Source organism: Niallia endozanthoxylica (genome assembly GCF_008710145.1).
In the GTDB taxonomy this organism is placed as follows: domain Bacteria; phylum Bacillota; class Bacilli; order Bacillales; family Cytobacillaceae; genus Bacillus_BD; species Bacillus_BD endozanthoxylica.
On sequence record NZ_VYKL01000004.1, the window covers coordinates 46,705 to 71,952 of the forward strand.

The window sequence follows — 25,248 nt, forward strand, 5'->3', positions numbered from 1 at the left end:
AACCGGCAGTGCTCAGAGCATCTGCCGGTTTTTTTACTATATAAATTTTACGCATACCGGGTGTGGAACGGTGATATCCGATTGTATTAATGTTAGTTCTCCTGTTTCAGTGTTTCTCTTGTATACGGTGAGATTACTCGATTCTTGATTTGAAGCAATCATAAATTCCTCTGTCGGATCAAGAGAAAAATCACGCGGCCAGTCACCTTCTGTTGAAATATGCTCTACAAAGGTCAGTTTGTACGTCTCAGTATCAATGTTGAACACGGCAATACTATTATGACCGCGATTACCTGCATAAACAAATCGTCCGTCAGAAGAAAGCTTAATGGCGCTGCCTTGATTGTTACTGCTAAAATCAGCAGGGATAGTGGAGATTGTTTGGATTTCTTTGAATGCTCCATTATTGGTATCATATTGTAATACAATGACCTCTGAACTGAATTCGGTCATGAGATAGGCAACTTTTTCGTTTGGGTGAAAGGCAAGATGGCGCGGGCCGCTCCCCGCCGTAAAGGATAAGTGATTCACTTTTACTAATTGATTATTAGTTAACTTGTAAGTCAGAAGCTGATCAATTCCTAAATCAATCACTGTAATATATTTTTCATCTGGAGTAAAGGCTGCAAAATGTGTATGTGGCTTTTGGTCAGCGTGCTCTCCTTGATGCTGGGCAATAGAAGGATTTGTATGAATGGTGCCCTCTTCTGAATTTATCTTATAGGCTGCAGCCGTACCCTTATGATAATTGCTTGATAATAGATGCTGATTATTCCGATTGACACTTACATGACAGGGGGGTGAACCTTTTACTGTTTGCTGATTTAGAAAATGCAATTCACCTGTTTCCCTATTAAGAGAATAGGCTGCAACACCTCCATTTTCTCCTTCTTTTGCAACTGAATATAAATATTCTTTGTTTTCACTAATTGTCAAATATGTAGGATTTTCTATTTTTGCAGCAAGCCTAATTGCCTCAATTGCCGCTGTTTCTGTATCAAAGATGAAGGAGTAAATACCTTCACTATCGCCTTTTGTATATGTACCGATAAACCCATGAAATTTTGTCATCAATCGATCCTCCTATAAATTTCTATGCAATCTGTATCTTAACATAATTAAGATTCGATTAGCGAGCAGCTCTCTATAGAAAAGGACTTGAAATTCCCAATCAATCGGAATAAATAGAGGAAAAGCTGTATATTTTATAACAACGTATCCTGTAACTAGATAATCCTAATTAATGAGGAAAAGAATAAATAGATATTGAGGGAAATCGGATGGGGAAAAAAATTCTTTTTTATGTGGTTGGAATCAGCATTGCTTGTTTAGGTGTTACTTTTATTTTGAAGTCAAATGCTGGGGCAGGTCCTCAAGACGTCGTGTTAATGGTTTTATCGGAAAAGTCGGGTTTGACCTTTGGAACGTGGGTGATTATTTCACAAGGATTGTTTTTATTATTTAATTCGTTACTCTTAAAGAAAAGGCCCGAGTTTGAATCGGTTATTACAATGATTTTCTGGGGGCTTGTTGTTGATTTTTGGATGGAAATTGTTTTTTATGATTTAGAATTATTTTTAAGCACCGCTTGGTTAAGGTGGGTTTGCTTTCTATTAGGTGTATTATTAATTGGAATAGGGGTGGGGATTTATTTAACGCCTAATTTGCCAAGAATGCCATATGACGGCATGATGGTGGCTTTATGTGAAAGATTCCAATTAAGTCTAATGGCATCAAGAACGATTCTTGAAATTACCTTTATTATTATTGGAGTCTTAGTAGGAGGTAACATCGGAGCAGGTACGATTGTATTAGTTGTATGTATTGGAACCATTATTCAATTTTTCAATCAACTGTCGCGAAAAATATATACAATTAGTTAAGGGGGTGTCCCATAAGGTGTCTGGCATCCACAAGTTATCTATATCCAATGCGATATTACGCAAAGTGATAAAGGATACTGTATGTGGTGCTTGACACCTTTGCTTTGGGACATCCCCTTTTCGTTATTGCAGTGTTTGACCTGTTGTCGTTGTATAGCTGTTAAGTACTAACTGCATATCTTGTGCATTCAGCTGTGCTACTTGGTAGTATTGATGCTTGTTCTGGTATTGGAATATTTCATAGGCCATTTCAATATAGTTTGGTACTGAATCAGCGATGACCCTTCTGACAACAGGGTTTGTTACCTCAAGAGCCGCTTTTGTCAGAAAAGCTGAGTCAGCTTTTATTAATCCTAACATGTAATTGGATATACAGCGGTCTCCAATTTCTGACGCATTCATTTTTGGTTTTCTTGGCTGACTTGGGGTTAAGCCATAAACCACGTCATTAGATTGCGTCATTTCATATCTAGAAGTATGGTGTGATGGGTTCATACCGGATTTAAAGCATTCTGTTAGGATATTATAATTATCTAGCATAAATTGATGCTGACGGTTAATGATATCCGTTAATTCAGGATCCTTTACATGCTGCTTATAAAGTAAATATTGATCAAGGGTTGATATAGTGCAGCTTAATACTTCATGAACATCCATTAGCTCATGACCGCCATGCTTTGTATCTGTAGGCTGCTGCATATTCTGCATCATGGCTTGGTTGTTTATAGCGGACTGTTGGTTCATTGGTTGCTGCTGTATGTTCATCATTTTATGAATGACCTCCAAATCATAATTGCAGGCGTATTCGCCGTACATGATTATTGTGTTAAAAATGTTTTTAATCATGTAAGGGAGTTTTACCCATGAATGATATTGTCATCTAAAAATGGGGTACATGATTGACTTTATATTATCACTAGTGATAATATAATCAATATAAATAACAAAAGGGTGATTAATAGTGAAAGAACGAAAAATTGATATTTTACTGCATCCTGTCCGCTTAAGAATTATCCAAAAGTTTCTTGGTGGTGATGAAAGAACCGCAAAGGAGCTAGCTAAGCTCCTGCCAGAAATCGCTCAGGCAACTCTTTATCGTCAGCTTGATACACTTGTAAAGGCTAATATATTAATTATTACTGATGAGAAACCAATTCGTGGAACAATTGAAAAGGTTTACTGTTTAAACCCGCTAGAAGCAAGCATAACAGCTAAAGATGTAAACACTGTTTCTAAAGAAGAGCATATCCAATATTTTATGTTATTTACAACCCATCTATTAGCTCAATTTGAGAGCTATTTAGAGAAGGAAGAAGTTAATTTGGAACGTGATGGTGTTGCATACAGGCAGACTGCCTTCTATTTTACTGATGATGAATTTCATGATTTCGTTCATGAAATTGTGAAGGTTTTTCAACATGCATCGACAAATCAGCCAGCTCCCGATAGAAAGAAACGATTTATTTCAACGATTATTATTCCGGAAGCCGATTAGGAGGTTGAAAACATGGGGGAAAATGAATATGTTACGATTGAAAGTCAATTTACGCTTAAGGGCACGTTAACGGTCCCGACTGACTTCAAAGAAAAATATCCGGCTATATTAATTATTCCAGGAACGGGTATGACGAATAGAGATGGCAACGACAAAGGAATCACGCTCAATCTTTATAAGGATTTAACTGATTTTTTAACCTCTTTGGGTTTTATCACGCTTCGATATGATAAGAGAGGAACTCATGAAAGTGCAGGGGATTATTATACAGCCGGTGTTAACGATCTTATTGATGATGCCGCGGCTTGCGTACGGTTTTTAAAAAGGGATCATCGTGTAGATACCCATTCCATAGTTATTTTGGGGCATAGTGAGGGAGCTTTGCTTGCACCGGCTGTTCATGACCGGGAACCAGTTGCCGGACTTATTCTGTTGGCAGGGGCAGCGGAGCCTTCAAAGGATTTATTGCCAAAACAGTTTGCCATGGCGATGAAAGAAATTAGGGAAACAAAAGGATTTAAAGGCTGGCTATTTAAAATCCTGAATGTAGCAAAAAAGGCTCAAAAACAGCAGGATACAGTGATGGCAAAAATACTGAATTCAACGGAAGACACATTGAAAATCAAAGGGACAAAAGTGAATGCTAAATGGATGCGGGAGCAATTTGACTATAATGTCTGTACGTATTTACAAAAAGCAACCTGTCCAACATTAGCGATAAGCGGGGAGAAAGATATTCAATCACCTCCAGAGCATGCAGAAAAAATAGCAGGGATGGTGAAAGGTGAAGCGGAGTGGTATATGATTGATAATATGAATCATATCCTTCGTAAATATCCGAAAGAACATAAGATGCTTACTTTGATGAAGGAATATAAAAGTATGTTTGACCAGCCAATGGATGCTGAACTTTTAGAAAGAGTGGAAAAATGGCTGAAAGAAAAGTTTCCTGTTTAACACAAAAAAGGTGTCAGTTACCACAAAAGGACAAAACGAAACGATTTGTCCTTTTTGTGGTGCCTGACACCTTTTCATATTAATGCGGCAGAAAAGCCAGTTGATAGAAGAAAAGTACAGCAAAAACATAAACAATTGGATGAACTTCACGCCATTTACCCTTTACAATTTTTAAGAGAGGATAAGAAATAAATCCAAGTGCGATACCAGTTGCAATACTTGATGTCAATGGCATGCTTAAAATGATTAAAAAGGCTGGAAAGGCTTCTTCAAATTCATTCCATTTGATATGGACCACATTTCCCATCATTAAACTTCCCACGATGATTAAGGCAGGAGCTGTAATGGCAGATAGTCCTGATACTGCACTGACAAGCGGCCCGAAGAAGGCAGCTGCGATAAATAAGACGGATACAGTTAATGTAGTTAATCCTGTTTTCCCTCCGGCAGCAACACCTGTAGATGATTCGATATAGGCAGAGGTAGGACTAGTTCCGAACATTGCTCCAACTGTTGTTGCTATGGAATCTGAGAGAAGTGCTTCACGAGCACGCGGCATTTTATTTCCTTTCATTAGTCCAGCCTGCTGTGCAACAGCAAGCATTGTACCTGTAGTATCAAAAATAGTTACTAATAAGAAAGAAAAGACAACTGCATAAAGGCTGTGTTGAATCACATCACTAAAAGCTGTAATTGGATTAGCAACCATTAGTCCTTCAGGGAGACTAGGAAGTGAAACAAATCCTTCTTGGAATGAAAGTTGGCCGAAAAAGAATGCAATTAAACCAGTCAAAACCATTCCAATGAATAATGCTCCATTAACGCCTAGTGTCATAAGAATTAATGTAATGGCTAAACCAACTAATGCTAATAAGGCGGATGGTGAATGAAGATCACCAAGTGCAACGAGATTCGATGGGTGGCTTGTAATCAAGCCTGTTAATCGTAAACCGATAAAGGCAATAAATAAACCGATACCAGCACTAATTCCGTGTTTTAGGTTTTCTGGGATGGCTTCAATCAATACTTCTCGGAAGCGAGTTAAAGATAAGATAACGAAAATGATACCTGCGACAAATACAGCCGCAAATGCTGTTTGATAGTCAATATTTCCATGTGAACCAACAACTGAATAGGAAAAATAGGCATTCATACCCATACCTGGGGCAATAGCGATAGGATAGTTAGCGAATAGTGCCATCCATAGAGTTCCGACAACAGAGGCAATAATAGTTGCCAAGAATACCTGTTCAAAAGGAACGCCGGCATCGGAGAAGATAATAGGATTAACGACCACGATATATACCATCGTTAAAAAGGTAGTGACACCGGCCATAATCTCAGTTTTTACGGATGTGTGGTTTTCTTTGAGTTTAAACATAATATCCTCCATAAATTACGAACGTTTTACAAACACATTTTATATAATATTCGCTTTTATTATGTAATTCAAGTTTTTTCTTAGTATAAGTAAAAAACAAATATTGATGCTTTTAAATGAAGAAAAATACATGTAAATGAGCAAAGGGTAAGAATCCGTTACTGGACTCCTACCCTTTAGATTCTTATATGAAATCATGGCAAATTAAAAGAATAGATTTAGTATATAGTAAAAAATACCAGCTACAGTTGCTGAAATCGGTAAAGTGATAACCCAAGTAATAAGCATGCGCTGTGCCGTGCCCCATTTAACGCCTTTTAAGCGATGGGATGCGCCAACACCCATAATAGATGAAGAAATAACATGTGTTGTACTTACTGGTAAATGAATATAAGTGGCACCGAAGATAATCAGTGCACCGGTTAAATCGGCAGCAACCCCATTTACAGGACGAATCTTCATAATATTGCCGCCTACTGTTTTAATAATTTTCCAACCACCGACGGAAGTACCAAGACCCATGGCAAGAGCACAGGAAAATTGAACCCAGAATGGGACATCGTCTGTAGAAAGCTGTCCGGCAGCAATTAAGGCCATTGTGATAATTCCCATTGCTTTTTGTGCATCATTTGTTCCGTGAGAGTATGCCTGTAAAGCGGCAGTGAAAATCTGAAATATCCGAAAGCCTTTATTTGTTTTTGCTAAGTTGTTTTCTTTGAATACTACTTTAAAGATACTATATACAATATAACCTGCGACAAATGCAAGAATTGGTGAAATGATAAGTGCTTGAAGAATTTTAAGAAAGCCAGAATAATTTAGTGCGTTAAATCCGGCTGCAGCTATCGCAGCACCGGCAATGGAACCGATAATGGCATGTGATGAGCTGCTTGGAATTCCATAGTACCATGTAAGCAGATTCCAAAAAATAGCTGCCAGCAGCGCTGCTAAAATAACAACAGAGCCATTTTCTAATGTAAAGGGATCTACAATATCCTTCGTAATTGCTTTTGCTACACCTGTAAAGGTCATTGCCCCAACAAAGTTCATAATTGCTGCTAATATAATTGCTTGCCTCGGTCTAAGTGCCTTAGTTGAAACCGATGTTGCAATTGCATTGGCAGTGTCATGAAACCCATTAATGAAATCAAATGCTAAGGCACAAATGACAATTAAAGCGGTTAATATTAAAAGTCCATCCATCTAGTCATTACTCCTTATGCATTTTTCATTATGATAGTTTCTAACGTATTGGCAACACTTTGGCAGTAATCAGCTATATCTTCTAGGTTTTCATAAATTTCTTTGTACTGAATGATTTTAATTGGATCTTTTTCAACAGAGAACAAATGTTTAATTGATTGTCTTCGAATACCGTCACATTTTGATTCATAATCTTTAATCTTGATTGCATGGTCGCGAATTTGTGGAAGCTTTTTCGTTGCAAGAAGATCGATTGAATCTTGAATTTCATGTGTACAGTTTTTAATGGCATCAACGAATTTCAGCATGAAATCATCAGCCACGGTAATAGAATACATTTCAAATAGAGCGGAACAATGTTCAAGACCATCTAATACATCATCCATGCTCATTGCTAGTGCAAGAATGTCTTCTCTTTCGATAGGTGTGATAAAGGCATTATTCAATTCTTTGATGACATCATGGATATATGTATCTCCTTTTGTCTCATAGTCTTTCATTGTTTCGGAAAAGATTTTTAAATCACTGACATTCTTTAATTTATAATCATAGAAATAGTTTGTTGCTTCCTTCAAATTAGAAGAAATGTTGTTTAGTAAAGTAGAGAATTTATCCTTTTTCTTGAATACCATTTTGTTACCCCCAATTATTTATCCACTTTTTCCAAATAAGCCTAGATAATTTTATAAGAAAAATGTCGAATGTTAAAGTAATTTCACGAAAAATTTACATAAAATTAATATTAACAGACTTGCTATCTTTATAATGTATTTTTGTACTATATAATATTTGTTTGATTAAAGGATTTATGTGTGTATTTTATTCAATCTATCTAATATTAGTGTTAAGCTATGGTTAAATTAGGTAATGGAGGTGCTAAAATGGTCATAAGCATAAATCATAAAATTCGTTTGCACAACGGAATAGACATGCCGCAGTTTGGTCTAGGTGTTTATAAAGTGGAGGACGGAAGCGTTGCTGTTGATACGGTAAAAATGGCCTTAAGCGTAGGGTATCGCTCCATCGATACGGCTGCGTTCTATGATAACGAAGAGGGAGTCGGTCAAGCGCTGAAGGAAAGCGAGATTCCGAGGGAGGACATCTTTGTAACAACAAAGGTTTGGAATACGGATCAAGGCTATGAAGAAACACTTGCAGCTTTTGAACAAAGCCGTAAAAAGCTTGGTTTGGATTATATTGATTTATATTTAGTTCATTGGCCTGTAAAGGATAAATATATACATACTTGGAAAGCTTTAGAGAAGCTATACCAAGAGGGAGTAATAAAAGCAATCGGTGTGAGTAACTTTCAAATTTATCATTTAGAGAATTTATTCTCCCATGCGAACGAAAAACCAGTTTTGAATCAAATCGAACTTCACCCTTTATTGATACAACAAAGGGTAAGGGCTTTTTGTAGTGAAAACGATATTGCTGTTGAAGCATGGTCGCCGATTGCCAGAGGAAATTTAATAGAAAATCCTATCTTACAGTCAATTGCTGAGAAGTATGGAAAAACAAGCACACAGGTGATTTTAAGATGGCATTTGCAAAATGATATTATTGTTATTCCGAAATCTGTGACACCATCTAGAATAAAAGAGAATGCGGATATTTTTAATTTCTCATTAACAAATGAGGATATGGAAAAAATCAATGGATTAAATGAAAATAAACGATTCGGTCCAAATCCAGATGACTTCTAAATATAACAATACATAAAAAAATCCTGCACACTTGCAGGATTTTTTATGTATCTAAATAGAATAGGGGTCAATTCCCGTAAAAATATTTTGGGTATCAAGAAATGGAGCATGGCATGTGATTGTTTCTTCTGTAATTGGATGGACAAATTCCAGTTTTATGGCATGTAATGCCTGACGCGAAAATATCGGTTTCCCTCCGTAAAGAAGGTCCCCCGCCAAAGGAAATCCTATATGGCTGAAATGCACACGGATTTGATGTGTCCTTCCAGTTTCAAGGAAGCATTTTACCAGTGTGAGATTCTGCTTTTTATTGGTTTGCAAGACCTCAAAATGAGTGACAGCCCTCTGACCGGATGGAGAGACTCGTCTTCTTGTTGCATGATGGCGATCTCGTCCGATTGGTTCCTTAATGGTCCCTTTTTTGGCTGTTATGATTCCCTGAACGAGAGCTAGATAGGTCCGCTTAATTTCCCTCTTTTCAAGCATTTGATCAAGTATAGAGCCGATGAAAGGATGTTTGGCAAATAGCACGGCTCCGGTTGTATCACGATCAAGTCTGTGAACATGCTTAACTTGTCGATATTCTGCATTTGAAAGGAGATGATAGGCTACTGCATTTGATAGTGTATCTGTTTCTTCTGGGACATTGGGATGTGTATCCATTTTAGCCGGTTTATTGACAACGATTAAATGATCATCTTCATATAAAATGGATAATTCATGATAGGATGGCTGAATTCCGAATTCCTGCTCGGAAAAAAAACGGATGGCTAGACGATCATTTAAGTTTAATGCAGCCGTCCAATCAGCTGGTTGGCCATTTACTTTTACGCCTTTTTCCATTCGTAAAGAATGGGTTAGTTTTTTAGGTGCCTGCCAAAAGGTCCGAAATATTTCCTGGACAGAATAGTTTGTCCATTTTTCCGGAACAATGATTTCCAGCCACTCACCTTTCCGACTTGTTTCAATCATAAAAAGCTCCTTTTATCCATTTTCTCTTGCTTGTGGTGTGAATTACCACCATGATATCACACGATAATATGTTATTCTATGTATATCTAACATGGATGAATATTGAGTAGTTAAAGGTGGGGTATTTTGTGAAGGTGGTTTTTGCTTCAACTCCAGATCAGCAAGAAAAAATTATGGAGTTAATTAGGCAACTGTATTCAGATGTATTTCCGAATTATTTTTCAGATGATGAAATTGCTAAGTTTGAAAGGCTTAACGTATTACATATTTCGTCGAGCCAATTTGAAAAATTGGATACGTTAAAAGATGCTTTTCAAGTGATTACAAGCTTACAAACATTAATTTCGATTCTTGAAAGTGAGAGTCTAGATGAGCAGTATATTGAAACATACTATAAAAATATATCTATTCTAGAACAATACGGTTTGAATTTTCCATTTGAATTTCAGCAGTTCGTTGACTTAAAAATAACAGGAAATAATGAATTAAGTATCTATTCAAAAGCTGCAAATGAATTGCTTATATAGAGAAAAATAAAAGGCTGCCTATGCAGCCTTTTATTTTTCTTGACTATTCTCAAGAAACCATTGTCTGTATTCTGCTTCACTCGTTAAGCCTGTAATTCTGGCCGCTTCTTTTCCATCTTTATATTGAATAATTGTTGGTGTTTCCTGAATGCCGTAATCATCCCATCCCTGCTCAAATTCGAGTAGATTATATTGTACCAGGTCAATCCCCATCTCTTCAGCTAATGGTGAAAGAATGGGGGTTGCTTCTTTACAATAAGGGCAGGTTGACTGGAAATAATAAACTGTCATATCTTCCTTGTCATTTAATTTTTGTTCAAGCTCGTCTGGTAAGATAATGTTTTGGTAATTTTCATCTTCTAATAGGGCTACGGTTTCCGGATGAAGGGTGTCTTTTCCATATGGATTATCTTCCACTTTTTCGCTGTTTTGCATGTTCGTAAGGACAGCGACTCCAGTAAATAAAACAATAATGATAGCTAAAAATATAAGTACTTTTTTCATCTTATCTCTCCTTTGATTGTTTCCAGATGAGAATACTGCAAATGAAGATAATAATAAATGCAGTTAGTGCTAAAAATGGAATGGAAATAAATCCAAACCAATTGATGTACTGACCTGTGCATGGAACTCTTCCGCAGGCTGGTGCAAAATCGGCAAGAAAGCTTAGTTTTTGTATTGAATAGTGATAAATAGAAATACTGCCTCCGACTGCCGATAAAATCATGGAGTACAGTGCCATCTTATAATCCTTTTTTACATAAGCAATCCCTAATAAAATCGTTAAGGGATACATAAGGATACGCTGATACCAGCACAGCTCACAGGGCTCGAATTGACGAATTTCCGAAAAATACAAGCTGCCAAACATAGCTATGACAGAGGCTGCCCAGGCGGTGAAAAGGAGTGGCTCTCGTTTATCTTTTTGATTTTTTACCATTTTTGACTCCTTAAGAAAATAGTATTAGCTTGTACAAATTATTCCATCTATTTTGAATTATATATGGGAAATGGAAAAGGTGTAAATAAAAAGCCGAAGTTTGTTGTTTTTTTTCTACTAGATGAATCGGGGCACTTCTTTATTAATTGGTATATTTCCTGTATATTTTAAAGAGTACCTCATATTAAGCTTATAATGTGATAAAGATGGATTGATTCAGGAGGGTTACATAATGAATTGGAAGCAAAAGGCTGAAAAATGGATTCAATATGATGGGTTAGATAAAGTTGTTAAAGAACAATTAGATAAGATTAAAAATGATGACAAGAGCCTTGAAGAGGCATTTTATAAAGATTTAGAGTTTGGAACAGGGGGAATGAGAGGAGAGATTGGTGCTGGCACGAATCGAATGAACCTCTATACGATACGAAAGGCTACAGCCGGACTTGCTGCTTATATTGAGGCAAATGGATTTGAGGCTAAAAAAAGAGGGGTAGTCATTGCTTATGATTCAAGGCACTTCTCTCCGGAATTTGCCATGGAAGCTGCTAAAACATTGGCATCGAGAGATATTCAAACCTATGTATTTGATGCATTACGACCAACACCAGAGTTATCATTTGCCGTCCGTTATTTACAGGCTTTCTCTGGTATTGTTATTACAGCAAGCCATAATCCGCCTGAATACAATGGATATAAAGTATATGGACCGGATGGGGGACAGCTGCCTCCTGAAGGAGCAGATGTAATTATTGCAAAGATAAACGAGATTGAAAATGAATTATTAATCGAAGTAGAAGACCAACAAGAATTAATGGATAAGGGCTTAATTACGATTATTGGTCAAGAAATAGATCAAGCGTACAATGAAAAGCTAATGACCATTTCAGAGAATCCTGCTATTGCAGATGAAGTGGATGTGAAAGTCGTATTTACGCCGCTCCATGGTACAGGAAATATCCCGGTTAGAAATGGGTTAAAGTCCTTAAAGTATCAGCATGTGTCAGTTGTTAAAGAACAAGAATTACCTGACCCAGAATTTTCGACAGTAAGTAGTCCAAATCCGGAGGAGCACGCTGCTTTTACATTGGCGATTGAGGAAGGGAACAGGATAGGCGCAGATCTTTTGATTGCAACAGACCCGGATGCAGACAGATTGGGTATTGCAGTCAAAAATGATAAGGATGAATATGTCGTTCTGACTGGAAATCAAACAGGTGCTATTCTTTTGCATTACATTTTATCTGAGAAGCAGGCAAAGGGTACTTTACCGAGGAATGGTGTAATGATCAAAACCATTGTTACAAGTGAATTAGGAAGGAAAATTGCCGAATCCTTTGGTGTAACAACGCTGGATGTCTTAACCGGATTTAAGTTTATTGGAGAAAAAATAAAGGAATATGAAACAACTGGTGAATATAAATTTTTGTTTGGCTATGAGGAAAGCTACGGTTATTTAATTGGGGACTTTGTACGTGATAAAGACGCAGTCCAGGCAGCGCTCTTGGCGACTGAGGTAAGTGCTTACTATAAAAAGAAGGGCATGAGCCTGAATGATGCGCTGCTTTCTATTTTTAATCAATACGGCTATTTCCAGGAGGGTCTTCGTTCTTTAACATTAAAAGGGAAGGACGGGGCTGAATTAATTCAAAAAACACTTGCATCCTTCCGCTCTACTCCGCTTAAAACATTAGACGGTTTAAAGGTTTCTGCAGTAGAAGATTATTTAACCTCTTCTCGAATCGAAGCAGATGGAGCAGAGAAGGCGATTACCCTGCCAAAATCAAATGTGCTTAAATATTATTTTGAAGACGGGACCTGGATTTGCTTAAGGCCATCTGGAACAGAACCAAAAGTGAAATTTTATTTCAGTGTGCATGGTTCAAGTTTACAAGAGAGTAAGCAAAAGCTGGAAAATATTGAAAAGAAATTTATGGAGCTTGTTGAACAAAAAATAGCTGATTTGTCAAAATAAAGCATTTTAAAAAACACGGATTCTTGTAGGAAGAACCCGTGTTTTTGTATTTTCTTGAGAGTCAGCCTCTCATTTCAACATGTATTGTGTTTCTTCTGTTATATTGTAATCATGCAGTTCAAGTGCATGATCAATATATCTAAGTAAAGAATATAGATGTTTTTCGATGATGGAATAATCCTTTTCAAAATTATAGGCATGAAGAAAATGTTCAATTTTCTTTGCCAAAAAGTTGTCGGATGTTCTTACCATAAGGATTAATAAGTTATCCCATTCCGAGCGGTGTGTATAATATAATGCCCGGTCATAATCCATAGTCATCAAATCCTCTCCTCCTCCTTTGTCTTTAAGGAGTTGATATTAGTGTATGAAGGAACAAAAAAATATTACAGTGTAAATGTTGGACACAATATAAAACAACAAACGTTCCAGTATGCTTTTGCACATTCTTTACAAGTTCAGTACACATATCTTTGGCAAGTTGCATTTCCTTTTCATTAATTGCTTGACACAAATATTCATCATTCAGCTTTTTCCCTCATACATTGTGATATGGAAGCATGAAGGGAGAGAGTGGGATGAACGAAGCAGAAAGGAAAGAGCTCGAATATGCAATAGCTGAGATTACAGAGATTGCTTCAGGTTTTGGACTTGATTACTATCCTATGCGTTATGAAATATGCCCAGCAGATATTATCTATACTTTTGGAGCATACGGAATGCCTACACGCTTTTCACACTGGAGCTTTGGAAAGCAATTTCATAAAATGAAGCTTCATTACGATCTTGGCTTATCAAAGATTTATGAACTTGTTATTAATTCAGACCCTTGCTATGCCTTTTTACTTGATTCAAATTCACTTATTCAAAATAAATTAATTGTTGCTCACGTATTGGCACACTGTGATTTCTTTAAAAATAATGTCCGTTTTCAAAACACGAAAAGAGAAATGGTTGAGAGCATGGCAGCAACGGCTGACCGAATCAGGCAATACGAAATACTGCATGGGAAACAAGAGGTAGAGTTATTTCTAGATGCTGTATTGGCTATTGAAGAACATATTGATCCGTCATTAATGAGGCCGAAGTTGGCATGGAATTTAGAGGATAATGATTTTGAAGAAGAGGTAAAAAAATCTACGCAGTATGATGATTTATGGTCGCTTGATGAAGTGAAGACGGCAAAAGAAGATACAAAAAAACAGCGGAAATTCCCACCAAAGCCTGAAAAGGATTTATTACTGTTTATTGAATCGTATAGTCGTGAACTGACTGACTGGCAGCGGGATATATTAACCATGATGCGCGAAGAAATGCTTTATTTCTGGCCGCAACTGGAAACAAAAATTATGAATGAGGGCTGGGCTTCTTATTGGCATCAGCGGATTTTGCGGGAAATGGATTTAACAAGTGCTGAGGCGTTAGAGTTCGCAAAATTAAATGCAGGTGTTGTACAGCCTTCACGTACAAGCATTAATCCATATTACTTAGGATTGAAAATTTTTGAAGATATTGAAGAAAGATATAACAATCCAACAGATGAAATGCAAAAAAGAGGAGTAGTACCAGGTTCAGGCCGGGAGAAAATGTTTGAAGTTCGTGAAATTGAATCGGATATTTCTTTTTTACGTAATTATTTAACGAAAGACTTGGTTATGCGTGAAGATATGTATTTATTCCAGAAACAAGGAAAAGAGTATAAAATTGTCGGGAAGGAATGGGAGCAGGTCCGTGATCAACTTGTAAACATGCGGGTAAATGGGGGATTTCCGTATATTACTGTTAATGATGGGGATTATATGAAGAGTGGAGAGCTCTATTTAAAGCATTGGTACGAAGGAATTGAATTGGACTTACGTTACTTAGAAAAGGTTCTGCCATATGTACATCAACTATGGGGAAGAGCCGTCCATCTTGAAACGATAAGCGAAGAAAGACATATTTTATTTACGTATGATGGTAAAAATATTCAACGAAAATTTATTTAACATCCTAATTTTATTTCTTTTACATGAAAGGAGGCTGCACTTTTACTTAGTGACAGCCTCTTGTTTTATTTCTATACAATTCCAGAGTGAATAAAGTCTAAGGCTGCAGCTACTAGAAAAAGGAATGTGAGTTTCTTGATTTTATGTATACGCACGAAAGAAAATCGGCTAATATTAAGATAACGAGATGGCTCTTACCTGTTTTGATAAGCAGCCTATAGGCATTATATAAAGGGGATGGATTATGAATGAACTTACAAAATTGCTGCAAAATAAAGGGTTAAAAAGAATATTCATTTTTGTACTTATCCTTCTAATTTTATACAGTATGAAAAGCATGATTAATTTTATTTTGCTTACATTTATTTTTTCCTTTCTAATGGATCGTTTAGTTACCTTTGTTACAAAAAGGATCCCTATTAATAGGAAATTGACTGTATTAGTATCCTATACTCTTATTGTTGGCTTTTTATCTTATGGGATTGTGAAATACTTACCAATTGTAATCTTTGAGATTACGGCGTTGATTAAACAGGTGACAGCCTTTTATAAACAGCCACAAGAAAATGCCATAATGAATTACTTAGTTAGTATGCTCGAGAAAAATCAAATATCTCAATACTTGGAGCAGGGTCTGACTTTTGTAATTGGATATTTTACTAATTTTAGCCAACTAGCATTACAAGTTTTTCTAGCTCTTTTACTAAGTTTATTTTTCTTATTGGAGAAGCCAAGACTGGTTGCTTTTACAAAGAAATTTAAAAATAGCAAACTTGCTGCTTTTTATACTGAAATTGAATTCTTTGGCGGGAAATTTGCCCGGACATTTGGAAAGGTTATTGAAGCACAATTTATTATTGCGATTGTAAACTGTGCTTTATCGGTTATAGCCCTGTCTATCATGGGGTTTCCGCAATTGTTTGGATTAGCAATTATGATTTTCTTTCTGGGGCTTATTCCAGTCGCAGGGGTTATTATTTCTCTGATTCCGCTTTGTCTAATTGCTTATACGATCGGCGGATTTATCCAGGTTGTATATATCTTAATTACGATTGCGATTATCCATGCAATTGAGGCCTATATATTAAATCCAAAGCTTATGAGTTCAAAAACAGATCTCCCTATTTTTTATACATTTATTGTGTTAATTTTCTCAGAACATTTCTTTGGGGTTTGGGGATTAATCATCGGTATTCCGATTTTTGTTTTCTTACTTGATGTATTAGAAGTTACGAATCGTGAAGAAATGAATACAGAAAAAAGCTGAGTTGATCTCAGCTTTTTTTGTTCTTTCATTGTATAGGTTTAGGAGGAACATTGTATTTGAAGACTTAGTGGATTGCTTTTTTCTTAAATCTTCCTCCGCGGACTTCTGATATGTTTGCTACGGCAAGGAATGCGGAAGAATCAATTTCTTCAACAATTGATTTCAGCTTTGCTTCTTCTAACCTTGTAATGACACAGAATATGACTTTTTTATCGTCTCCTGTATATGCACCTTCACCGGTTAAATAGGTTACACCTCGTCCTAAACGGGCTAAGATAGCTTCTCCGAGTACTTTGTGATTGTCGCTGATAATCCAGGCAGATTTTGACTCATCGAAACCTATTATCATAATATCAATTACTTTGTAGGCGATGAAATAAGCAATCAGTGAATACATTGCTCGATCCCAGCCAAAAACAAAGCCGGCAATTCCAAAAATGAAAATATTAAAGAACATGACCACTTCACCAACGGAGAAAGGCAGTTTTTTATTGAGAAGAATGGCCATAATTTCAGTGCCATCTAATGATCCTCCGAAGCGAATAACGGTTCCAACACCAGCTCCTAATACAATCCCGCCAAAGACGGTTGCTAAAAGAGGGTCTTCTGTAAAGACAGGTACTTCATGAAGTAAAGAGGTTGTGATTGATAGAATGGTAATACCTAAAAGAGTAGATAAAGCGAAGGTTTTTCCAATTTGTTTATATCCAATATAGAAAAATGGAATATTTAATATAAAGATAAAGAGTCCTAACTTCCAGTCTGTTAAGTGAGATAAGATAATGGATATTCCGACGATTCCTCCGTCGAGGATTTGGTTGGGGACGAGAAACTCTTCTAGGCCGACTCCCATTAATATTGACCCGAAGATAATAAAGAAAGTTCTTTTTGCAATTTGTACGGCTGTTAACTTTTTATGGTTTATTGCAGCCATTACATTCTGTGGCGTTGGTTCCATCCATTTTCCCCCTTCAGTTATGTGAAAAGTTAATCTTGCAACGATTTGCATTTATTCATATTTTATCATAAATTTACAAATAATTATAAAGAGAAGCTCTGAAAGGCTTTTATTACCAATGGATTATACGTGTAAATTATTTGTTTGATAATTAAAATTTATTGTAAAATCCCGAATAAATTAAAGAATTGACGGGTTTTAGCTGTGTCTGCTAGAATGAACGAAATTATACCAATCAATCCAGCTACAGCGACTAGCCCCTCGAGGTCTTAAGTTGTCTTGATGAGAAGGTTAAAATACAACCTTCTCCCCGAGCCACCTTAAGCTTGTCGGACTTGCACAGGATGTGCTGACGTCTACGTTCGCCATAGGACGTGGCGGTTTTTAGTAGACGTTCTGCTTTCCTAGCCGCTTCCGCTTTTTATCCTTGTATATATTCAGAAATAAGGTCTGAATGTTTCTACCAAGCTGCCGTAAATAGCTAGACTACAAGGGAATTTATTCGGGTAGTATCAATCTGATTAAAATTCCCTTTCATCTGCAGCTGCACATATGATGTGCGGCTTTTTTAGTATCCTACAAGCAAGCATTTATTTAGTCATCAATGGAGGAGACATCATGAAAGAGTATTTTCAATTTGTAAGTCGGAATACAAATTATCGTCAGGAGACGATAGCAGGGTTTACAACCTTTTTATCAATGGCCTACATATTGGTTGTTAATCCTATCATTCTTAGTCAATCAGGAATGGATCAAGGTGCTGTTTTTACAGCCACGGCATTATCCGCTATTATTGGTTCATTATTAATTGGTGTCCTTGCGAATTATCCTATTGGCATTGCTCCTAGTATGGGACTTAATTCATTTTTTACATTTTCTGTTTGTATTGGTATGAATATTCCTTGGCAAACAGCTTTAACAGGTGTTTTTGTATCGGGAATATTATTTGTTATTTTAAGTTTATTAAAGATACGTGAGAAAATTATTAACATCATTCCAAAAGATTTAAAACATGCCATTGCTGCAGGAATCGGCTTTTTTATTGCCTTTATCGGATTGAAAAATGGGGGATTAATCGTTGCCAATGAGGCAACCTTTGTTTCTATCGGTGATTTGAAATCGGTGACAACTTTATTAACCATTTTTTGTTTTGTATTAACGATTATTCTGCTCGTGCGCGGGGTTAAAGGGGCCATCTTTTATGGAATGGTTGTTTCAACGATTATTGGTATGGTGTTTGGTATTATAGAAACACCGAAGAGCATCATTGGGGCGGTACCGAGCTTGACACCGACTTTTGGAGAAGTATTCCTTCATCTTGATCAAATCTTTACACCAGATATGCTTGCTGTTATTTTTACCTTTTTATTTGTTGCTTTCTTTGATACGGCGGGTGCATTAATTGCCATTGCTAGTCAGGCGGGGTTAGTGAAAAATAATGAAATCCCAAATGCAGGAAGAGCACTTCTGGCAGATGCTTCGTCAACTGTTTTTGGAGCAGTGCTGGGAACCTCTACAACTGCTTCCATGATTGAATCCAGTTCAGGAATTGCTGCGGGAGGCAGGACAGGCTTTACCTCTATCGTTATTTCTGCTTGTTTTGCTATTTCCTTGCTTTTCTTTCCCTTGTTATCTGTTGTAACGGCAGGTGTGACAGCACCGGCACTCATTATTGTAGGTGCATTAATGGCGATGGAAGTAAAGCAAATTGATTGGCATCAGCTTGAAATTGCTATTCCAGCATTCATTACCATTTTGATGATGCCACTCACTTATAGTGTGGCAACAGGTATTGCTTTAGGTTTTATTCTTTATCCGATTTTGAATATTGCTCTTGGAAGAGGCCGTAAGATCCATCCAATCATGTACGGCTTGTGTGTCGCATTTATTTGCTATTTTATCTATTTAGTTTAATCATTAGAATTTCTAAAATAAAAGAGTTAAATTACGATATAGTTGTATACGTAATTTAACTCTTTTTTCTATGAAAGTATTATTCCGGGTGTCCTCGATCCAATAAATAGAGCTGACGATAGCGGTTATTCGTTTTTATTAAATCTTCATGTGACCCCTTCATTGTAATGGTTCCTTTGTCAATAAATAATATTTGATTCATTTTTTCAATTCCAATTAAATGATGGGTTATCCAAATGACTGTTTTATCTTTAAGGACGGTAAACATGGTATCAAGTAAATACCGTTCTGTTTGCGGGTCAAGCCCGACAGTTGGTTCATCCAATATAACAATCGGAGTATTTTTTAATAGAATTCGGGCTAAAGCAATCCGTTGTCTTTCACCGCCGGAAAAACGCTGTCCGGTTTCTTCCATTTGTGTATCCAAACCATTTGGAAGTGAATGAATGTATTTATCAAGCCTAACTTGCTTTATAACATTTTCGATTTCTTCATCTGTCGCCGATTGATTCCCTAATCGAATATTATTCTTTACACTAGTTGCAAATAAATATGGCTTCTGGTTTAAGACACTAATCATTTCAAAAATGTGGCCACCGTAGTTTTCCGGTTCATGCCCGTTGATATGAATACTTCCTGCTGAAGGGGAAATGGCCCCAAGCAATAATTGTATTAATGTGGATTTTCCTGCCCCGCTCTTTCCTAAGACTGCAATATGCTCTCCATGTGGAATGAAAAAAGAAATTTTCTTGATGGCATCTTTTTGTTCATTTTCATAACGATAATAAACATCTTTTAGTTCTACATTGGCTGTGTCAGAAATAGGGGGAGTTTCTGAGGCCGTGCTTAGCGTTTCAGGAACATACCTACTAATGGATTCAAGACGCTGCATAGATTCAAGATAAGTCGGAATACGCTCAATTGCGTGTGAAAGGGGAAGTAATCCTTCAATGATTGGAAGAGTTACTAGTGTAAACGCCGCAATATAGGTAGGTGCGATTACTCCGGCCTGCGCTTGATTACCAGCCCAAACTCCAACGGAAACAAGAATAAGACCTGTAATCATCTGTAATTGGAAGGTCCGTGTTTGATTCCAATAACGCAGCTTCTTATCTATCTTATTATTAGCCTGAAGGTCAGCTGAAAACCTAGTGATAAAACGTTCCTTTTGCCCGCTTATAATCCAATCTCCTAAGCCGAATATAGCATCTGTTAATGATTGATAAAGGGTGCTGCGAATTTTCTTTTGTTCAATTTGTCGTTTCTTGAGTAAGTAAAGAGAGAAGATAGGATACACGATGACAATAATGCTTAAACAAAAAGTAATCCATAAAGCAAAAATCCAATCAAATAATGCGAGTGAGAAAATGGATGCAACAAATAAAAACAATCCAATAAAGGTTGGAAGGATTGTCCGTATATATACATCCTGCAGATGTTCAATATCATCTGCCAAAGTCCCTAACAAATCACCCGTCTGAAAGCGAGAGCGGATAAATAATGCTTGCGGCTCTAGTATGGTATAAAGCCTAACGCGCATTTGCGAAAGGATTTTTAAGACAGCATCATGTCCAATTAAACGTTCAATATAATGGGTAACCGCTCGGGATATTCCAAACGTACGGACCAATACAACCGGCACGTATACCATTAGGATATTTTCTGGTCTTTGCGCTGCTCTTGAGATTAAGTAGCCGGAAGTAAAGGTGAGCATAGAAGCTCCGACTACAGTTAAGAGACCAAAAAGAATGGCCAGCAGGATAGACTTTTTAAATTGTTTCAAATAAGGGATAATATATAATTGAAAAAGCCTCACGTAAGTCTGTCTCCTCTCTGGGCTTGTATGAGGCGATAATAAGCCCCTTTGTTTTCATATAGTTCTTCATGTGTACCAGTTTCCACAATTCTCCCGTCCTCAATAACAAAAATAACGTCCATTTCACGCATCCAGTGAAGACGATGGGTAGCGAAAAACACTAATTTATTATTTAACAGTGGTAAAATCATTTCCTTGATATCATGCTCTGTTTCGATATCTAAGTGAGCAGTCGGTTCATCAAATAACATAATGGGCCTTTCCTGCAGTAAAGAGCGTGTCAAGGCAATCCTCTGTTCCTCGCCTCCGCTCAATACTCGTCCACCTTGACCGATCCTTTCATCCAATCCCATTGGCAGACGTTCAATTAATTCAGTCAATCCTGTAATTTTAATAGCCTCTTCGATGATTTCTTTAGCTGTATCAGGTGCATACAAGCTAATATTTTCCGCAACCGTTCCAGCGAAAATATAGGGATGCTGCGGTATATAAATCAGTTGTTCCTGCCAGCTGAGATTGGAGAAGTCCTTCATTTCAGTATGATTTACTAGAATGGAACCGCTCGTCGGTAAAGAAAAACCGGATAATACATCAATAATTGTGGATTTTCCAGCACCAGAAGCACCAATAATACCGACTTTTTGATAGCCTTTTACTTCGAAATTTATATCCTTTAGAATTTCTTTATTTTCTGCATCTGACTTTTTATTTAAATGACGGATTGTGAGTGTACTTTCAGTATTCCATCTTGGAATAGATACAGGAATAAGGTGTTCTTGTGACGTGTTAACAGCTAATAGACTATGAATATGTTTACCTGAGTCTTTACCATCCATAGTAGCATGGTAATCATTGCCTAAATCTCTAATTGGCTGAAAGTATTCAGGAGCCAAAATTAATAGAGTTAACGCAGTTTGCAGTCCCATCACACCATCAATCAGTCTTAGACCTAGTTCTACAGCAACAACCGCAACGGAGAGACTCGAAAAAAAATCTAAAGAAAAGGTGGACAAAAAGGCAAGTCGTAATGAGCGGTTTGTAGCAATCCGGTATTTATTACTGACACTTTCAATTGCCTTTTGATGAGATTTGCTCTTTCCTAAATATTTCAAAGTCAAAAGACCTCGTAAGGAATCTACAAAATGCCTGGAGAGCAATTGATAGCTGCCCCACTGTGCAGTTGCATGCTTCTTAGCCACGAGCCCTAATAATATTAGGAAGGAGATTAAAATGGGCATGGTTAATGTAAGGACAATACCTGAAATCAAATCAGAATAAAAAACATAAATAAGCAAGACAACAGGTATAAAAAACATAGAAATGGCACGAGGGATAAAAAGTTCTAAGTATGTGCGGAAGTTTGGAATACCTTCTAACGCGAGAGTAATCATATTTCCTGACCCATTTGTTCCTATCCCTCGCGGTCCTAATTCAAAAAGTTTACGAATGAGAAGGGACTGAATGTCAGAAGATGTCCTTGCAGCAAACCGAAAGGAAAATCTGCCTTTTACCCATTGAATCAAGTGCCTGAAACCAAATGTAATGACAAAGCCTAAAAAATAGGGAAGGACAGCTATAGCTGCTGTCCCGTTAAACATTTTTGTAATTGCAGTGGCTAAAAATATAGCTTGAAAAACAATTACAATCCCTTGGCATATAGTTAGTATAGCGACAATAAATAAATGCGCTTTGATGCCTTTGTAGCTGAAAAGATGTTTATCCATTAATATTCTAAATGCTCCTTATCAGTTACTCGTTTGCGGAATACATAATAGCTCCAAATTGTGTAGGCAAGAATGATAGGTACCATTGTAAACGCAACAATGGTCATTAATTTAAGTGAATACTCACCAGATGCTGAATTATAGACAGTTAAGTTATTAGCAAAATCCGTCGTACTAATCATCACGTTAGGGAATAATGCAATAAAGAAGGATGCCATAACAAGAATTAAAATAAAGCCGGTTGTTGCAAAGCTGAATCCTTCTTTCTTGTTTTTTAATAATGGATAGAGTGCCAAATAAAGGACAATAGCAAGTGCATATAATGGAATAAGTATATTACCTTTATCTGCAAAAGCGTTTGTGTAAATCCCTGTGAGTGCTACAAATAATACAACGACAACTGCACAGGCAAGAAATAGTTTCTTGGCTTGTTCACGAGCACGTTCTCTAATGCTGTCCGTTGTTTTTAGAGAGATAAACATTAAGCCGTGCATATAGGTTAATAATACAAAGGCAATTCCACCTACAATTGTATAAATATTCACAATATCTAAAAGTCCTGCTGTCATATTCATATTTTGGTCAATAGGTACACCTTTTATTAGACTTGTAAATAAAACACCTAACAAAAATGGAGGTAAGAGACTGCCAAGGAAAATCGACCAATCCCATGTTTTTTTCCATTTAGCTGAGTTCATTTTTCCTCTAAATTCAAAAGCAACACCACGGGCAATTAGGGCTAACAATAATACGACAAATGGCAGGTAATAGCCGCTGAATAATGTAGCATACCAGTGTGGGAACGCCGCAAACATGGCACCGCCGCCGGTAATCAGCCAAACTTCATTTGCGTCCCAAAAAGGTCCAATCGTATTAATGAGCACGCGTTTTTCAATCTCATTTTGAGCGAGGAATTTTGTACTCATTCCCACTCCAAAGTCAAATCCCTCTAAAAAGACAAATCCGACAAACAAAACTCCGATAAGTACGAACCATATCTCACTTAGTTGCATGTGATATACCCCTCTCATTAAAAGGATCTGAGTCACTAATATCATCTTTTGGTTTTTCGTGTGGTCCCTGTTTAATGACTTTTATAAATAATGCAACCATTGCAATAGCGAGCAATGTGTAAACCAATGTAAAGGCAACTAATGAGAATAAAACTGAACCGGCAGATACAGTTGGTGAAACACCATCTGCCGTTCTCATTAAACCATTTACAATCCATGGTTGCCGGCCAATCTCTGACATAATCCAGCCGGAAGTATTAGCGATAAATGGGAAGAACAGTGATGCAACCATTAGTTTTAAGAACCAGGTTTTGTTTTCAAGAGTACCGCAGCGTTGCATATATAAACCTATTAAGCTAATTAAAATAAGTATTCCGCCAAGACCCGCCATGATTCTAAAATTCCAGAAGGTGGTTTTAACAGGGGGGATATAATCTCCAGGACCATACAATTTTTCGTATTCAGCCTGAAGGGTGTTCATTCCCTCTACTTTTCCTTTAAACTCTCCGTAAGCCAAGAAGCTTAATGCATAAGGAATTTCTAAACGCATGCCGGTTTGCTTATTTTCTGTATCAATATTGGCAATAACCGTCCAAGCGGCGGGATCACCGCTGTCTTCATACAATCCTTCGGCTGCAGCCATCTTCATTGGCTGCGCACCCATTAGATATTCAGATTGAGAGTGACCGCTGAAAGCAATACCAAAGCTGGAAACTAATCCAATGACAAGACCGATTGTAACGGAACGTCTAAAAAATTCTAAATCTCGTTTTTTCAAGAAATTGTATGCGCTGATACCAATAACAAAAAAGGCGCCAGTAGCTAAAGCTCCAAAGATAACATGCGGAAATGCAACTAATAATTTAGGATTTGTAATAACAGCTAAGAAATCTGTTGTTTCGGCACGGCCGTTTTGAATCGTATATCCAACGGGATTTTGCATAAATGAGTTAGCCGCTAAAATCCAAAAAGCCGACATCATGGTTGAAATGGAAACAAGCCAAATGGAAGCTAAGTGAACTTTTTTAGGTAATTTATCCCATCCAAAAACCCAAAGTCCAATAAAAGTTGATTCAATGAAGAATGCGAGCAAGGCTTCAATGGCCAGCGGAGCACCAAATACATCCCCCATAAACCGGGAATAGCTTGACCAGTTCATTCCAAACTGGAATTCTTGAATAATACCGGTTACAATCCCGACAGCAAAGTTGATGAGGAAAAATTTACCCCAAAACTGTGTCATTTTTTTGTAGACTTCTTTTTTCTTTACTAAGTACATGGTTTGCATGATGGCAATGGTGAACGCAAGACCAATAGATAATGGAACAAAAATGAAATGAAAAATCGTTGTAGCAGCAAACTGTATACGTGCGAGTATAAGTGCCTCCATAACTTTTCCTCCTACTAAAATGAACTTTTTCTATCCTAACTATAGCAAAAAGACTTTGTGCTTTTGTGAACATTTCAGGGACATATTATTACGAATTTGGTAATTTGCTGCTAAAGTGACCGTTATTATTGACAAATAA

The 25,248-nt window shown here is 37.0% G+C and carries 23 protein-coding genes and 1 riboswitch; of the genes, 9 read left to right on the plus strand and 14 right to left on the minus strand.

What is annotated here, in order from left to right; all coding sequences use genetic code 11:
- Positions 1-36: 36 nt before the first annotated feature.
- On the minus strand, positions 37-1,071 hold the full coding sequence (locus F4V44_RS00730) for a lactonase family protein (RefSeq protein ID WP_150438069.1): 1,035 nt from the start codon (positions 1,069-1,071) through the stop codon (positions 37-39).
- Positions 1,072-1,280: 209 nt separating this feature from the next.
- On the opposite strand from F4V44_RS00730, the gene F4V44_RS00735 reads away from it, so the two are divergent.
- On the plus strand, positions 1,281-1,883 hold the full coding sequence (locus F4V44_RS00735; protein WP_150438070.1) for a YczE/YyaS/YitT family protein: 603 nt from the start codon (positions 1,281-1,283) through the stop codon (positions 1,881-1,883).
- 123 nt (positions 1,884-2,006) lie between these two features.
- On the opposite strand, the gene F4V44_RS00740 is transcribed toward F4V44_RS00735, so the two are convergent.
- A complete protein-coding gene (locus tag F4V44_RS00740) occupies positions 2,007-2,648 on the minus strand; it encodes a spore coat protein (RefSeq protein WP_150438186.1) in 642 nt (213 codons plus the stop codon).
- A 196-nt stretch (positions 2,649-2,844) separates the two neighbouring features.
- Between F4V44_RS00740 and F4V44_RS00745 the strand changes: the two genes are divergently transcribed.
- Together F4V44_RS00745 and F4V44_RS00750 are read left to right on the plus strand one after the other, a co-directional pair.
- On the plus strand, positions 2,845-3,378 hold the full coding sequence (locus F4V44_RS00745) for a helix-turn-helix domain-containing protein (protein WP_150438071.1): 534 nt from the start codon (positions 2,845-2,847) through the stop codon (positions 3,376-3,378).
- A 12-nt stretch (positions 3,379-3,390) separates the two neighbouring features.
- Positions 3,391-4,335: an alpha/beta hydrolase family protein gene (locus F4V44_RS00750; protein WP_150438072.1), complete on the plus strand. Its 945-nt coding sequence runs from the start codon at positions 3,391-3,393 to the stop codon at positions 4,333-4,335.
- A gap of 79 nt (positions 4,336-4,414) precedes the next feature.
- Here the strand turns inward: F4V44_RS00750 and F4V44_RS00755 are convergent, their stop codons facing one another.
- The 3 genes from F4V44_RS00755 to F4V44_RS00765 form a co-directional block, all read right to left on the minus strand.
- Positions 4,415-5,716, minus strand: coding sequence for an NCS2 family permease (locus tag F4V44_RS00755; RefSeq protein WP_150438073.1), 1,302 nt, complete (start codon positions 5,714-5,716; stop codon positions 4,415-4,417).
- 204 nt (positions 5,717-5,920) lie between these two features.
- Complete coding sequence (locus F4V44_RS00760; protein WP_150438074.1) at positions 5,921-6,919, minus strand: inorganic phosphate transporter; 999 nt, start codon at positions 6,917-6,919, stop codon at positions 5,921-5,923.
- Positions 6,920-6,933: 14 nt separating this feature from the next.
- Positions 6,934-7,551: a DUF47 domain-containing protein gene (locus F4V44_RS00765; RefSeq protein ID WP_150438075.1), complete on the minus strand. Its 618-nt coding sequence runs from the start codon at positions 7,549-7,551 to the stop codon at positions 6,934-6,936.
- A gap of 249 nt (positions 7,552-7,800) precedes the next feature.
- Between F4V44_RS00765 and F4V44_RS00770 the strand changes: the two genes are divergently transcribed.
- Positions 7,801-8,625 (plus strand): aldo/keto reductase, encoded by an 825-nt coding sequence (locus F4V44_RS00770; RefSeq protein ID WP_150438076.1) that lies wholly within the window; start codon positions 7,801-7,803, stop codon positions 8,623-8,625.
- A 51-nt stretch (positions 8,626-8,676) separates the two neighbouring features.
- On the opposite strand, the gene F4V44_RS00775 is transcribed toward F4V44_RS00770, so the two are convergent.
- Positions 8,677-9,594: an RluA family pseudouridine synthase gene (locus tag F4V44_RS00775; RefSeq protein WP_396897464.1), complete on the minus strand. Its 918-nt coding sequence runs from the start codon at positions 9,592-9,594 to the stop codon at positions 8,677-8,679.
- Between the two features lie 131 nt (positions 9,595-9,725).
- Here F4V44_RS00775 and F4V44_RS00780 point away from each other — a divergent pair, with 131 nt between their 5' ends.
- Positions 9,726-10,124 carry a YhcU family protein gene (locus F4V44_RS00780; protein WP_150438078.1) on the plus strand — a complete coding sequence of 133 codons (399 nt, stop codon included), beginning with the start codon at positions 9,726-9,728 and terminating at the stop codon, positions 10,122-10,124.
- Between the two features lie 30 nt (positions 10,125-10,154).
- Here F4V44_RS00780 and F4V44_RS00785 read toward each other — a convergent pair whose 3' ends face one another.
- Both F4V44_RS00785 and F4V44_RS00790 read right to left on the minus strand, forming a co-directional pair.
- Positions 10,155-10,628, minus strand: coding sequence for a thioredoxin family protein (locus tag F4V44_RS00785; protein ID WP_150438079.1), 474 nt, complete (start codon positions 10,626-10,628; stop codon positions 10,155-10,157).
- 1 nt (position 10,629) lies between these two features.
- The gene (locus F4V44_RS00790; protein WP_150438080.1) at positions 10,630-11,064 is read right to left on the minus strand and encodes a disulfide oxidoreductase; all 435 of its coding nucleotides are present in this window, start codon (positions 11,062-11,064) and stop codon (positions 10,630-10,632) included.
- Between the two features lie 232 nt (positions 11,065-11,296).
- Here F4V44_RS00790 and F4V44_RS00795 point away from each other — a divergent pair, with 232 nt between their 5' ends.
- The gene (locus F4V44_RS00795) at positions 11,297-13,039 is read left to right on the plus strand and encodes a phospho-sugar mutase (protein ID WP_150438081.1); all 1,743 of its coding nucleotides are present in this window, start codon (positions 11,297-11,299) and stop codon (positions 13,037-13,039) included.
- Positions 13,040-13,108: 69 nt separating this feature from the next.
- Here the strand turns inward: F4V44_RS00795 and F4V44_RS00800 are convergent, their stop codons facing one another.
- Positions 13,109-13,363, minus strand: coding sequence for a YhdB family protein (locus F4V44_RS00800; protein ID WP_150438082.1), 255 nt, complete (start codon positions 13,361-13,363; stop codon positions 13,109-13,111).
- A gap of 254 nt (positions 13,364-13,617) precedes the next feature.
- On the opposite strand from F4V44_RS00800, the gene F4V44_RS00805 reads away from it, so the two are divergent.
- Positions 13,618-15,027 (plus strand): SpoVR family protein, encoded by a 1,410-nt coding sequence (locus tag F4V44_RS00805; protein WP_150438083.1) that lies wholly within the window; start codon positions 13,618-13,620, stop codon positions 15,025-15,027.
- Between the two features lie 244 nt (positions 15,028-15,271).
- Positions 15,272-16,294 carry an AI-2E family transporter gene (locus tag F4V44_RS00810; protein WP_150438084.1) on the plus strand — a complete coding sequence of 341 codons (1,023 nt, stop codon included), beginning with the start codon at positions 15,272-15,274 and terminating at the stop codon, positions 16,292-16,294.
- Positions 16,295-16,358: 64 nt separating this feature from the next.
- Here F4V44_RS00810 and F4V44_RS00815 read toward each other — a convergent pair whose 3' ends face one another.
- Complete coding sequence (locus F4V44_RS00815; protein WP_396897465.1) at positions 16,359-17,228, minus strand: YitT family protein; 870 nt, start codon at positions 17,226-17,228, stop codon at positions 16,359-16,361.
- 431 nt (positions 17,229-17,659) lie between these two features.
- Positions 17,660-17,761, plus strand: a riboswitch (purine riboswitch).
- 109 nt (positions 17,762-17,870) lie between these two features.
- On the opposite strand from F4V44_RS00815, the gene F4V44_RS00820 reads away from it, so the two are divergent.
- Complete coding sequence (locus F4V44_RS00820; RefSeq protein ID WP_150438086.1) at positions 17,871-19,166, plus strand: NCS2 family permease; 1,296 nt, start codon at positions 17,871-17,873, stop codon at positions 19,164-19,166.
- Between the two features lie 79 nt (positions 19,167-19,245).
- Here F4V44_RS00820 and cydC read toward each other — a convergent pair whose 3' ends face one another.
- The 4 genes from cydC to F4V44_RS00840 are packed head-to-tail and all read right to left on the minus strand — an operon-like array spanning position 19,246 to position 25,109.
- Positions 19,246-20,982 carry a thiol reductant ABC exporter subunit CydC gene (cydC, locus tag F4V44_RS00825; RefSeq protein ID WP_150438087.1) on the minus strand — a complete coding sequence of 579 codons (1,737 nt, stop codon included), beginning with the start codon at positions 20,980-20,982 and terminating at the stop codon, positions 19,246-19,248.
- A complete protein-coding gene (gene cydD, locus F4V44_RS00830; protein ID WP_150438088.1) occupies positions 20,979-22,706 on the minus strand; it encodes a thiol reductant ABC exporter subunit CydD in 1,728 nt (575 codons plus the stop codon). The genes cydC and cydD overlap by 4 nt, the downstream gene beginning before the upstream one ends.
- The gene (cydB, locus tag F4V44_RS00835) at positions 22,706-23,719 is read right to left on the minus strand and encodes a cytochrome d ubiquinol oxidase subunit II (protein WP_150438089.1); all 1,014 of its coding nucleotides are present in this window, start codon (positions 23,717-23,719) and stop codon (positions 22,706-22,708) included. The genes cydD and cydB overlap by 1 nt, the downstream gene beginning before the upstream one ends.
- The gene (locus F4V44_RS00840; RefSeq protein ID WP_150438090.1) at positions 23,706-25,109 is read right to left on the minus strand and encodes a cytochrome ubiquinol oxidase subunit I; all 1,404 of its coding nucleotides are present in this window, start codon (positions 25,107-25,109) and stop codon (positions 23,706-23,708) included. Before F4V44_RS00840 ends, cydB begins: the two co-directional genes overlap by 14 nt.
- Between the last annotated feature and the right edge of the window lie 139 nt (positions 25,110-25,248).

Bases quoted from the DNA above. Each gene is read 5' to 3' on its own strand.
- F4V44_RS00730 (WP_150438069.1), bottom strand. From the start codon at position 1,071: ATGACAAAATTTCATGGGTTTATCGGTACATATACAAAAGGCGATAGT.
- F4V44_RS00735 (WP_150438070.1), top strand. From the start codon at position 1,281: ATGGGGAAAAAAATTCTTTTTTATGTGGTTGGAATCAGCATTGCTTGT.
- F4V44_RS00740 (WP_150438186.1), bottom strand. From the start codon at position 2,648: ATGAACATACAGCAGCAACCAATGAACCAACAGTCCGCTATAAACAAC.
- F4V44_RS00750 (WP_150438072.1), top strand. From the start codon at position 3,391: ATGGGGGAAAATGAATATGTTACGATTGAAAGTCAATTTACGCTTAAG.
- F4V44_RS00755 (WP_150438073.1), bottom strand. From the start codon at position 5,716: ATGTTTAAACTCAAAGAAAACCACACATCCGTAAAAACTGAGATTATG.
- F4V44_RS00760 (WP_150438074.1), bottom strand. From the start codon at position 6,919: ATGGATGGACTTTTAATATTAACCGCTTTAATTGTCATTTGTGCCTTA.
- F4V44_RS00765 (WP_150438075.1), bottom strand. From the start codon at position 7,551: ATGGTATTCAAGAAAAAGGATAAATTCTCTACTTTACTAAACAACATT.
- F4V44_RS00770 (WP_150438076.1), top strand. From the start codon at position 7,801: ATGGTCATAAGCATAAATCATAAAATTCGTTTGCACAACGGAATAGAC.
- F4V44_RS00785 (WP_150438079.1), bottom strand. From the start codon at position 10,628: ATGAAAAAAGTACTTATATTTTTAGCTATCATTATTGTTTTATTTACT.
- F4V44_RS00790 (WP_150438080.1), bottom strand. From the start codon at position 11,064: ATGGTAAAAAATCAAAAAGATAAACGAGAGCCACTCCTTTTCACCGCC.
- F4V44_RS00795 (WP_150438081.1), top strand. From the start codon at position 11,297: ATGAATTGGAAGCAAAAGGCTGAAAAATGGATTCAATATGATGGGTTA.
- F4V44_RS00805 (WP_150438083.1), top strand. From the start codon at position 13,618: ATGAACGAAGCAGAAAGGAAAGAGCTCGAATATGCAATAGCTGAGATT.
- F4V44_RS00810 (WP_150438084.1), top strand. From the start codon at position 15,272: ATGAATGAACTTACAAAATTGCTGCAAAATAAAGGGTTAAAAAGAATA.
- F4V44_RS00815 (WP_396897465.1), bottom strand. From the start codon at position 17,228: ATGGCTGCAATAAACCATAAAAAGTTAACAGCCGTACAAATTGCAAAA.
- F4V44_RS00820 (WP_150438086.1), top strand. From the start codon at position 17,871: ATGAAAGAGTATTTTCAATTTGTAAGTCGGAATACAAATTATCGTCAG.
- cydD (WP_150438088.1), bottom strand. From the start codon at position 22,706: ATGGATAAACATCTTTTCAGCTACAAAGGCATCAAAGCGCATTTATTT.
- cydB (WP_150438089.1), bottom strand. From the start codon at position 23,719: ATGCAACTAAGTGAGATATGGTTCGTACTTATCGGAGTTTTGTTTGTC.
- F4V44_RS00840 (WP_150438090.1), bottom strand. From the start codon at position 25,109: ATGGAGGCACTTATACTCGCACGTATACAGTTTGCTGCTACAACGATT.